The following is a 10,150-nucleotide window of genomic DNA, read 5'->3' on the forward strand; positions in this document are numbered from 1 at the left end:
AGCGCGCCGGGACGCTGCAAGGTCGAGAGCCGGTGGCAGGTCTGTTCGAAGCTGGTGCCGAAGATCCGCCGCAACCGGTCGATATCGTGGCGGACGCTGCGCGCCTCTGCGCGGAAGCGGGTATAGGGCATGACGATCGCGCCCGCGGCGTAGTTGGTGAGCCCCGCGGTCAGCAGCGCGCGCGCAGTTTCGGACGCCATGTCGGAGGCGGCGACGATGTCGGCGATCAGATCGGCGAATTCGCCGCGCGCGACCTGATGCGCGAGCGAGAAGAGCGTGGTCTCGCCGGGCTGCGATCCGTCGAGCCGCAAGGTCGCGCCGTCATAGTCGCGTAACGGCGCTGCGAGTGCGCCCGAGATTGTCACCGAGACGCCGCGCGCCGCGAGCCGCGCCTCGAGCGCTGCGATCCGGTCGCTGCCGAGCGTCTCGCCGATCTCCTCCGCGCGGCGATCGAGCGTGTCGACATAATTGCCCGCGGCGTGAAACCAGTCGCGGACATCCTCCCAGGGGAGCAGCCCGGGCGCGCCCGATCCGGCGACGAGACGGTCGTCGAGCGCGCGCAACTGCTCCTGCGCGCGGCGATAGGCGTCGTGCATCGCAACGAGCCGCTGGGCGAGCAGCGGCTGGTGCTTCACCGCGCGGCGGATCGCGCTCTCGTCGAGCGTGGGGGCGGCGACGCTGGTGTCGGTGACGGCCTCGAGCGTCGCGACGAGCAGCGCGGTGTCGTCGGCGGCGTCGATGCTGCCCCAGTCGGCGGGGAATTCGCGTGCCAATGTGACGAGCACGGCTTCGCTGACCGGGCGGTCGCCATTCTCGATCTGCGAGAGATAGCTGACCGAGATGCCGATCCGCACCGCCATCGCCGCCTGGCTGATCCCGAGCGTGCCGCGAAGGTCGCGCAGCCGGTGTCCGACGAAGAGGCGACGTGGGGGATTGGTCATGCCGCGGGTGTAGTTTGCAAACATGGGGGGCACAAGTTTGCAACATTGCATTTGCGCATTGCGTCCCGCTCTGTGAAAGCCCCCAGCAGGACGGAGAGACGATGTCATCGACGATCGAAGAGCTTGAACGACGCCGCGAAGCCGCAAGAGTGGGCGGGGGTATCAAGCGGATCGGAGCGCAGCACGCCAAGGGAAAGCTGACCGCAAGGGAGCGCCTTGACGTGCTGCTGGACGAGGGATCGTTCGAGGAGCTCGACATGTATGTCGAGCATAACTGCGTCGATTTCGGCATGCAGGACCAGGTGATCCCCGGCGACGGCGTGGTCACCGGATCGGGCACGATCAACGGCCGCCTCGTCTTCGTGTTCAGCCAGGATTTCACCGTTTTCGGCGGCAGCTTGAGCGAACGCCACGCGCAGAAGATCTGCAAGGTGATGGACAGCGCGATGAAGGTCGGCGCGCCGATCATCGGGCTGAACGACAGCGGCGGCGCGCGCATCCAGGAGGGCGTGGCCAGCCTTGGCGGCTATGCCGAGGTGTTCCAGCGCAACGTGCTCGCAAGCGGCGTCGTGCCGCAGCTGTCGCTGATCATGGGCCCGTGCGCGGGCGGCGCGGTGTACAGCCCGGCGATGACCGACTTCATCTTCATGGTGAAGGATTCGAGCTACATGTTCGTGACCGGGCCCGATGTGGTCAAGACGGTGACGAACGAGGTGGTGACGCAGGAGGCGCTGGGCGGCGCGGTGACGCACACGACCAAGACGTCGGTCGCGGACAATGCGTTCGAGAACGACATCGAGGCGCTGCTCGCGGCGCGCGACTTCTTCGATTTCCTGCCCGAATCGAACCGTGCGGGCGTGCCCGAGCGGCCGACCGCGGACGAGTGGGACCGGGTCGAGGAGAGCCTCGACACGCTGATCCCCGCGTCGGCCAACCAGCCCTATGACATGCACGAGCTGATCCGGAAGGTCGTCGACGAGGGCGATTTCTTCGAGACGCAGCCGGCGCATGCGGCCAACATCATCACCGGCTTCGGGCGGATCGAGGGGCGGACCGTCGGCTTCGTCGCGAACCAGCCGATGGTGCTCGCGGGCGTGCTCGACATCAACAGCTCGAAAAAGGCGGCGCGGTTCGTGCGCTTCTGCGATGCGTTCGAGATCCCGATCGTGACGTTCGTCGACGTCCCCGGCTTCCTGCCCGGCACCGCGCAGGAGCATAACGGGATCATCAAGCACGGCGCGAAACTGCTGTTCGCCTATGGCGAGGCGACCGTGCCGAAGATCACCGTGATCACGCGCAAGGCGTATGGCGGCGCGTATGACGTGATGGCGTCGAAGCACCTGCGCGGCGACCTCAACTATGCGTGGCCGACCGCGGAGATCGCGGTGATGGGCGCCAAGGGCGCGGTCGAGATCATCTTTCGCGGCAAGACGCCCGAGGAGATCGCCGCGCGCACCGCGGAGTACGAGGCGCGCTTCGCCAACCCGTTCGTCGCGGCGAGCAAGGGCTTCATCGACGAGGTGATCCAGCCGCATTCGACCCGGCGGCGGATCGCGCTGGGGCTGCGCAAGCTGCGCGGCAAGAGCATCGAGAATCCGTGGAAGAAGCATGACAACATCCCGCTCTGAGGGGGCGGCTTGTTGGGTCATGCCAAGCACATTATCATGTCATGCGAAGGAGTCGTGACATGCAGACCGAACGCGTGACGTTTCTGACCACCCCCGATCACAAGGCGGCGCTCGACGCGTTTGCGGCGAGCAACGGCATGTCCGTGGGGCATGTCGTTCGCGAGGCGACGTCGCGCTATGTCGTGGAGGGCGACATGACCGAGGACGACCGCTTCAAGCTGTTGATCCACGAACTCGACGAGGCGCTTCCGGCGATGCACGCCGCGCTCGATGCGGCGATCGAGGGGCAGCAGCGTCTGCGCGCCGATATCGACGCCAGGCTGCGCGAGGCCGGGCTGCTCGACGCGGAGCGTGTCGCATGAGCATGATCGGCGACGCGATGCGGACGATCGAATCCGTCATCCTGCTCCGCAGCAAGGTCGAGCGGTTGAATGAGGAACTTGCCGCGACCAACGGGCAGGTGCGACGCGTGGTCGACTCGGTCATCCAGATCAACGGGCGGCTGATCCGCCTGGAAACGTTCGAGGAAATGCGGTCCGGGATACGACCGACCCCGAGGATCGAGCAATGATCGCGCTTCTGCTTCTCCAAGCCGCGGCTGCGACAAGCACAGCAACGCCCGCGTGGAAGCTCGCCGACCGGACCAATGCGGCGGGGGTGCGGAGCATCTCCACCTCGGTCACGGGCAATGACGGGCTGTCGCGGTTCGTCGTGAAGTGCGACGTCGGCACCGAGTCGATCGTGTCGATCCAGTTCATCCAGCCGCAGTCGCTCGGGCAGGGCGCGGACAAGCCGGTCGCGGTGCGCTTCGATGGCGGGCCGGCCTTCACCTATAACTGGCAGTTTCCGGGGACGGGGACATACATCACCGATCCCGTGGCGATCACGCGGCTGACGACGTTCCTGGTGAAATCGAAGACGCTGCGGGTCGAGTCGACCAACGGCGCAGGCTTTGCGGTGCAGGCCAATTTCGCCGCGCCGGCGAGCGATGCGATGGTGCGGCAGGTGCTGGGGGTGTGCGGCTATACGCTCGGCGTCGTGCCGCCGCCGCCGCCTGCGCCGCCCGCGGCGGAGGATGCGCAATGACTTTGGGCCGCCTCAACCATGTCGGGGTCGCGACGCCGTCGATCGCGAAGTCGGTCGAGACGTACCGGGTGCTGCTCGGCGCGACCGCGATCGGGGAGCCGTTCGACCTGCCCGCGCAGGGCGTGAAGGTGTGCTTCATCGATGCGCCCAATACGCAGATCGAGCTGATCGAGCCCTATGACGAGAGCTCGCCGATCGCAGGGTTCCTGCGCAAGAACCCGGCGGGGGGGCAGCATCATGTGTGTTTCGAGGTGCCCGACATCGCGGCCGCGGTCGTGGAGCTGAAGGCGAAGGGGGCGACGGTGCTCGGCGAACCGCGGATCGGCGCGCATGGCACGCCGATCGTGTTCGTCCACCCGAAGGACTTTGGCGGGATGCTCGTGGAGCTGATGGAGACGCCGGGGGAGGATCATTGACCCCGCATCCGTCGTCCGTTCGTGCTGGGCGTGGTCGGAGTGCGTGGGACTCAGGCCCTTCGGCTTCGCTCGGGGCGAACGGAAGGGGTGGGGCTGGCGGACTGGGGCGTAATCGATGGGGGAGACTGGCATGACCGCGTACGAGCATATCCTGAGCGAGCGGCGCGGTGACGTGCTGGTGCTGACGCTCAACCGGCCCGACCGGCTGAATGCGGCGCCGCCGGCGATGTTCGAGGAGATTGCCGCCGCGGTCGCCTCGCTCGACGGTGCGCGGGCGGTGTTGATCGCGGGTGCGGGGCGGGCGTTCTGTTCGGGCGCGGATGTTGGTGGCGGGGCGCTGGGGTCGGACGATCCGGGTGCGGCGACCTATCAGGCGCTGACGGGGAGCTATAATCCGGCGATGGCGGCGATCGCCGATCTGGGCGTGCCGGTGGTGAGCGCAGTGCGCGGGCCGGCGGCGGGGATCGGGTGCAGCCTCGCTCTTGCCGCGGATTTCTGCGTCGCCAGCGAGAGCGCGTATTTCCTCCAGGCGTTCGTCAATATCGGGCTGGTGCCCGATGGCGGCGCGTCGTGGATGCTGCCGCGGCTGATCGGGCGCGCACGGGCGACCGAGATGATGATGCTGGGCGAGCGGGTGCCCGCGGCGAAGGCGCTCGACTGGGGGATGGTGCACAAGGTCGTCGCGGACGACGCGCTCGACGCCGAGGCGTTCGCGCTGGCGGAGCGGCTGGCGGCGATGCCGACGGTGGCATTGGGGCTGATGCGGCGTGCGATCACCGCGGCCTATGCAAGCGACTATGCGGGCGCGATGGAGGCCGAGGCGGTCAACCAGCGTGCGGCGCGCGGGTCGGCGGATTCGACGGAGGGCGGGATCGCGTTCCTGACGAAGCGCAAGCCGGTGTTCACGGGGACGTGACGACTCACGCTTCTCGTTCCCCGGCGGAGGCCGGGGCCCAGGCTCGATGCGCAGCATCGAACGCGCTGCCGCGCGCGATTTATTTTAGGGCTGGGCCCCGGCCTTCGCCGGGGAACTAGAGTATGACTGACAAACCGAATCCGACGCTTGCCGAGTGGGAGGCTGCTGCTGCCAAGGAGGTGAAGGGCGCTGATCTCACCTGGGCGACCCCCGAAGGCATCGACGTCAAGCCGCTCTATACCGCGGCGGACGTGACCGCCGACCCCGGCCTCCCCGGGTTCGCGCCGTTCACGCGTGGGGTGCGGGCGTCGATGTATGCGGGGCGGCCGTGGACGATCCGGCAATATGCGGGGTTCTCGACCGCGGAGGCGTCGAACGCGTTCTACAGGCGGAATCTTGCCGCGGGGCAGAAGGGGCTCTCGGTCGCGTTCGATCTGGCCACGCACCGCGGCTATGACAGCGACCATCCGCGCGTGACGGGCGATGTCGGCAAGGCCGGCGTCGCGATCGACAGCGTCGAGGACATGAAGATCCTGTTCGACGGCATCCCGCTCGACAAGATGTCGGTCAGCATGACGATGAACGGCGCGGTGATCCCGATCCTCGCCTTCTTCATCGTCGCGGGCGAGGAGCAGGGCGTGCCCCGGCACCTGCTCGACGGGACCATCCAGAACGACATCCTCAAGGAGTTCATGGTCCGCAACACCTACATCTACCCGCCCGAGCCGAGCATGCGGATCATCTCGGACATTTTCGGCTATACCAGCCGCGAGATGCCCAAGTTCAACAGCATCTCGATTAGCGGCTATCACATGCAGGAGGCGGGGGCGACGCAGCTCCACGAGCTCGCCTTCACGATCGCCGACGGCATGGAATATGTGAAATACGGCGTCGCGAGCGGGCTCGACATCGACAAGTTCGCGGGGCGGCTGTCGTTCTTCTTCGCGATCGGCATGAACTTCTTCATGGAGATCGCCAAGCTGCGCGCCGCGCGCGTGCTGTGGCACCGCGCGATGACGGAGCTGGGCGCGCAGGACGAGCGGTCGAAGATGCTGCGCACGCATTGCCAGACGTCGGGCGTGTCGCTGACCGAGCAGGACCCGTACAACAACGTCATGCGCACGACGATCGAGGCGATGGCGGCGATGCTGGGGGGCACGCAGTCGCTCCACACCAACGCGCTCGACGAGGCGATCGCGCTGCCGACCGACTTTTCCGCGCGGATCGCGCGCAACACGCAGATCGTGCTGCAGGAAGAGACGGGGATGACCAAGGTCGTCGATCCGCTCGGCGGCAGTTACTATGTCGAGAGCCTGACGCAGAGCCTGGTCGACGGGGCGTGGACGCTGATCGAGCGGATCCAGGCCGAGGGCGGGATGGCGAAGGCGGTCGCGGCGGGCTGGCCCAAGGCGATGATCGAGGAAGCCGCCGCGGGACGCCAGGCGCGTGTCGATCGCGGCGAGGACGTGATCGTCGGGGTGAACAAGTACAAGCTTGCCGAACAGGACGCGATCGAGATCCTCGACGTCGACAATGTCGCGGTGCGCGCCGGGCAGGTCGAGCGGATCGCGCGGGTGAAGGCGACGCGCGACGAGGAGGCGTGCCGGGCCGCGCTGGATGCGCTGCGCGAGGGCGCGAAGGGGTCGGAGAACCTGCTCGCGCTCGCGGTCGAGTGTGCGCGGGCGCGGGCGACGCTCGGCGAAATCTCGTCGGCGATGGAGGATGTGTTCGGGCGCTATGGCACGCAGCCGACGCCGGTGTCGGGCGTCTATGGCGGCGCGTATGAGGACGATGCGCGCTGGACGCGGCTGACCGACGGGGTCGAAGCGACCGAGCGGCGGCTGGGACGCAAGCCCCGCATGCTGGTCGCCAAGATGGGGCAGGACGGGCATGACCGCGGCGCCAATCTCGTCTCGTCGATGTTCGGCGATCTGGGGTTCGAGATCGTGCCGGGGGCGCTGTTCCAGACCCCGGCGGAGGTCGCCGCGCTGGCGCTGGCCAAGGACGTTGACGTGGTCGGCGCGTCGAGTCTCGCGGCGGGGCACAAGACGCTGATCCCCGAGCTGATCGGCCACCTGCGCGAGGCGGGACGCGCGGATATCAAGGTGATCGCGGGTGGCGTTATTCCTGCACAGGACTATCAGGCGCTGCGTGATGCCGGGGTCCAGGCGATCTTCGGACCCGGCACCAACCTGATCCAGGCCGCCGAGGACGTGTTGAAGCTCCTCGGCCATAATATGGGCCCGCAAGAGGAAGCCGCAGAATAATGCTGAACAGTCTCGAAGATACTTCCCCGGCGAAGGCCGGGGCCCAGTTGGGCGCCGGTCGTGACGACGTACAGTCCTCCGTTACGTCGACCTCTCCAACTGGACCCCGGCCTTCGCCGGGGAACGGCACAAGGACCGACTGGACGCGGGCGGAGATCGCGGCGTTGTTCGACCTGCCGTTCGACGCACTCATGTACCGGGCGCAGACCGTGCACCGGGCGCATCATGCGGTGAGCGAGGTGCAGCTGTGCACTTTGCTGTCGATCAAGACCGGCGGGTGCCCCGAGGATTGCGGCTATTGTTCGCAGTCGGCGAGCGCGGACACGCAGCTGAAGGCGGAAAAGCTGATGGACGTCGATGCCGTCCTCGCCGACGCCGCGCACGCCAAGGCGGCGGGATCGCAGCGGTTCTGCATGGGCGCTGCGTGGCGCAACCCTAAGCCGCGCGACATGCCGAAGGTCGTCGCGATGGTCGAGGGCGTGCGCGCGATGGGGCTGGAGACGTGCATGACGCTCGGGATGCTCGACGCGGATCAGGCAAAGCAGCTCGCCGATGCGGGGCTCGATTACTACAACCACAATATCGACACCTCGCCGGAGAATTACGGCAACGTCATCACCACGCGGACCTTCGAGGACCGGCTGGAGACGCTGGCCAACGTGCGCGATGCGGGCATATCGGTGTGCTGCGGCGGGATCGTCGGGATGGGCGAGACGCGCAGCGACCGCGTCGGCTTCGTCCATGCGCTCGCCACGCTGCCGCGGCATCCCGAGAGCGTGCCGGTGAACGCGCTGGTGCCGGTCAAGGGGACGGTGCTCGGCAACATGCTCGCCGACACGCCGCTCGCGAAGATCGACGATATCGAGTTCGTGCGGACCGTCGCGGTCGCGCGGATCACGATGCCGCTGAGCATGGTGCGGCTGTCCGCGGGACGCGAGAGCATGTCCGAGGCGACCCAGGCTTTGTGCTTCATGGCGGGGGCGAATTCGATCTTTACCGGCGACACGCTGCTGACGACGGGCAATGCGGGCGACAGCGCGGATGCGGCGTTGCTGGCGAAGCTCGGCATGACGCCGATGACGGGTGCCGAACCGATGCGCGAGGCCAAGACATGCTGCTGATCGCACTGCTGATCGCCGCCGCGCCGATGCAGCCCCAGTCGCAGGCGCAGGCGCAGATGACCCGGTCCGCGGGCAGCAGCTATGCGCAGGCGGACGCGGCGATGACCGCGCAGTGGAAGCGGACCTACGCCTATATGAAGCGGCGCGATGCGCAGGACACGTCGCGTGGCGGTGGCTTCGGGTTTGCGGGATCGCTGCTCGAAAGCCAGCGCGCGTGGCTGAAGTTCCGCGACACGCAATGCGTGATCGAGGGCGGGCAATATGCCGGCGGGTCGGCGCAGGGGATGACGATCGCCGGCTGTCGCACCGGCCTGACCAAGGCACGGACCGCGCAGCTCAAATCGATGATCTGGTACCAGTAAATACACGTCCGCACCCGGCGCCAAGCCGGGGAGACGGCACAGTTTAGGGCGAGAGATGTTCAAGAAAATCCTGGTCGCCAATCGCGGCGAGATCGCATGCCGCGTGATGCGCACCGCCAAGGCGATGGGGATCAAGACCGTCGCGGTCTATTCCGACGCCGATGTGCGCAGCCCGCACGTGCTGATGGCGGACGAGAGCGTGCGGCTGGGACCAGCGCCCGCGGCGGAGAGCTATCTCAAGGCCGAGCTGATCCTGCTGGCGGCGAAGGAGACGGGCGCGGACTGTATCCATCCGGGTTACGGCTTCCTGTCCGAGCGCGAGAGCTTCGCGCGGGCGTGTGCCGAGGCGGGGATCGCGTTCGTCGGGCCGCCGCCCGCTGCGATCGCGGCGATGGGCGACAAGATCGAATCGAAGAAGCTCGCCAAGGCGGCGGGCGTCAACGTCGTGCCGGGCTATCTGGGCGAGATCGCGGACACCGACGAGGCGGTGCGGATCGCGGGCGACATCGGCTATCCGGTGATGATGAAGGCGTCGGCGGGCGGCGGCGGCAAGGGCATGCGGCTGGCGTACAGCGAGCAGGACGTCCGCGAGGGCTTCGAGGCGACCAAGCGCGAGGGGCTGGCGTCGTTCGGCGACGACCGCGTGTTCATCGAGAAGTTCATCGAAAGCCCGCGGCATATCGAGATCCAGCTGATCGGCGACCAGCATGGCAACATCGTCTATCTCAACGAGCGCGAATGCTCGATCCAGCGGCGGCACCAGAAGGTCGTCGAGGAAGCCCCGTCGCCGTTCGTGACGCCGAAGATGCGCAAAGCCATGGGCGAGCAGGCGGTCGCGCTGGCGCGGGCGGTCGGCTATTATTCGGCCGGGACGGTCGAGCTGATCGTGTCGGGCGCGGATACGAGCGGCGAGGGGTTCTACTTCCTCGAGATGAACACGCGGCTCCAGGTCGAGCATCCGGTGACCGAGGAGATTACCGGGCTCGATCTGGTCGAGCTGATGATCCGGGTCGCGGCGGGCGAGCCGCTGGGGTTCGCGCAGGACGAGGTGAAGCTGAACGGCTGGTCGATCGAGAACCGGGTCTATGCGGAGGATCCGTATCGCGGGTTCCTGCCGAGCATCGGGCGGCTGGTGCGGTATAATCCGCCTCTCCCGTTCGCCCTGAGCGAGGGTGCTTCGACTTCGCTCAGCACGAACGGGGGAGGGGATGTGGATTCCGCCGAACCCCGCGTCCGTGTCGACGATGGCGTGCGCGAGGGGGGCGAGGTCAGCATGTTCTATGACCCGATGATCGCCAAGTTGATCACCTGGGCGCCGACGCGCGAGGGGGCGGTCGCGGCGCAGATCGCGGCGCTCGACGCGTTCGAGCTCGAGGGGCCGGGGAACAACATCGATTTCCTGTCGGCGATCAT

At 67.4% G+C, this 10,150-nt stretch carries 11 protein-coding genes; 10 read left to right on the top strand and 1 reads right to left on the bottom strand.

The genetic code is table 11. The features are described from left to right. Nucleotides 1-941 (bottom strand): XRE family transcriptional regulator (locus sphsw_RS18080; protein ID WP_042467822.1); only part of this gene is annotated, 941 nt, incomplete at its 3' end. 101 nt (nucleotides 942-1,042) lie between these two features. Between sphsw_RS18080 and sphsw_RS18085 the strand changes: the two genes are divergently transcribed. The 10 genes from sphsw_RS18085 to sphsw_RS18130 form a co-directional block, all read left to right on the top strand. Next, nucleotides 1,043-2,569: an acyl-CoA carboxylase subunit beta gene (locus sphsw_RS18085; RefSeq protein WP_031441840.1), complete on the top strand. Its 1,527-nt coding sequence runs from the start codon at nucleotides 1,043-1,045 to the stop codon at nucleotides 2,567-2,569. Nucleotides 2,570-2,628: 59 nt separating this feature from the next. Then, nucleotides 2,629-2,931, top strand: a complete 303-nt coding sequence (locus sphsw_RS18090; protein WP_031441841.1) for a hypothetical protein — start codon at nucleotides 2,629-2,631, stop codon at nucleotides 2,929-2,931. Continuing rightward, entirely contained in the window at nucleotides 2,928-3,140 is a 213-nt protein-coding gene (locus tag sphsw_RS18095; protein WP_037530777.1) for a hypothetical protein, read from the top strand. The genes sphsw_RS18090 and sphsw_RS18095 overlap by 4 nt, the downstream gene beginning before the upstream one ends. Continuing rightward, complete coding sequence (locus sphsw_RS18100; protein ID WP_042467818.1) at nucleotides 3,137-3,655, top strand: hypothetical protein; 519 nt, start codon at nucleotides 3,137-3,139, stop codon at nucleotides 3,653-3,655. The genes sphsw_RS18095 and sphsw_RS18100 overlap by 4 nt, the downstream gene beginning before the upstream one ends. Further along, complete coding sequence (gene mce, locus sphsw_RS18105; protein WP_031441843.1) at nucleotides 3,652-4,071, top strand: methylmalonyl-CoA epimerase; 420 nt, start codon at nucleotides 3,652-3,654, stop codon at nucleotides 4,069-4,071. The genes sphsw_RS18100 and mce overlap by 4 nt, the downstream gene beginning before the upstream one ends. A gap of 130 nt (nucleotides 4,072-4,201) precedes the next feature. Continuing rightward, nucleotides 4,202-4,987 carry an enoyl-CoA hydratase-related protein gene (locus sphsw_RS18110; protein WP_031441844.1) on the top strand — a complete coding sequence of 262 codons (786 nt, stop codon included), beginning with the start codon at nucleotides 4,202-4,204 and terminating at the stop codon, nucleotides 4,985-4,987. 122 nt (nucleotides 4,988-5,109) lie between these two features. Then, the gene (scpA, locus tag sphsw_RS18115) at nucleotides 5,110-7,254 is read left to right on the top strand and encodes a methylmalonyl-CoA mutase (RefSeq protein WP_031441845.1); all 2,145 of its coding nucleotides are present in this window, start codon (nucleotides 5,110-5,112) and stop codon (nucleotides 7,252-7,254) included. Then, nucleotides 7,254-8,375 carry a biotin synthase BioB gene (bioB, locus tag sphsw_RS18120; RefSeq protein ID WP_081874431.1) on the top strand — a complete coding sequence of 374 codons (1,122 nt, stop codon included), beginning with the start codon at nucleotides 7,254-7,256 and terminating at the stop codon, nucleotides 8,373-8,375. The genes scpA and bioB overlap by 1 nt, the downstream gene beginning before the upstream one ends. After that, complete coding sequence (locus sphsw_RS18125) at nucleotides 8,366-8,737, top strand: lysozyme inhibitor LprI family protein (protein ID WP_031441847.1); 372 nt, start codon at nucleotides 8,366-8,368, stop codon at nucleotides 8,735-8,737. The genes bioB and sphsw_RS18125 overlap by 10 nt, the downstream gene beginning before the upstream one ends. Nucleotides 8,738-8,792: 55 nt before the next feature. Continuing rightward, a partial coding sequence (locus tag sphsw_RS18130) for an acetyl-CoA carboxylase biotin carboxylase subunit (RefSeq protein ID WP_031441848.1) occupies nucleotides 8,793-10,150 on the top strand: 1,358 nt, incomplete at its 3' end.

Source organism: Sphingomonas sp. FUKUSWIS1 (assembly GCF_000733135.1).
GTDB classification, from domain to species: Bacteria; Pseudomonadota; Alphaproteobacteria; order Sphingomonadales; family Sphingomonadaceae; genus Sphingomonas; species Sphingomonas aerolata.

Coding starts and splice junctions, on each gene's coding strand:
- scpA (WP_031441845.1), top strand. CDS start 5,110: ATGACTGACAAACCGAATCCGACGCTTGCCGAGTGGGAGGCTGCTGCT.
- sphsw_RS18100 (WP_042467818.1), top strand. CDS start 3,137: ATGATCGCGCTTCTGCTTCTCCAAGCCGCGGCTGCGACAAGCACAGCA.
- sphsw_RS18090 (WP_031441841.1), top strand. CDS start 2,629: ATGCAGACCGAACGCGTGACGTTTCTGACCACCCCCGATCACAAGGCG.
- bioB (WP_081874431.1), top strand. CDS start 7,254: ATGCTGAACAGTCTCGAAGATACTTCCCCGGCGAAGGCCGGGGCCCAG.
- mce (WP_031441843.1), top strand. CDS start 3,652: ATGACTTTGGGCCGCCTCAACCATGTCGGGGTCGCGACGCCGTCGATC.
- sphsw_RS18085 (WP_031441840.1), top strand. CDS start 1,043: ATGTCATCGACGATCGAAGAGCTTGAACGACGCCGCGAAGCCGCAAGA.
- sphsw_RS18125 (WP_031441847.1), top strand. CDS start 8,366: ATGCTGCTGATCGCACTGCTGATCGCCGCCGCGCCGATGCAGCCCCAG.
- sphsw_RS18095 (WP_037530777.1), top strand. CDS start 2,928: ATGAGCATGATCGGCGACGCGATGCGGACGATCGAATCCGTCATCCTG.
- sphsw_RS18110 (WP_031441844.1), top strand. CDS start 4,202: ATGACCGCGTACGAGCATATCCTGAGCGAGCGGCGCGGTGACGTGCTG.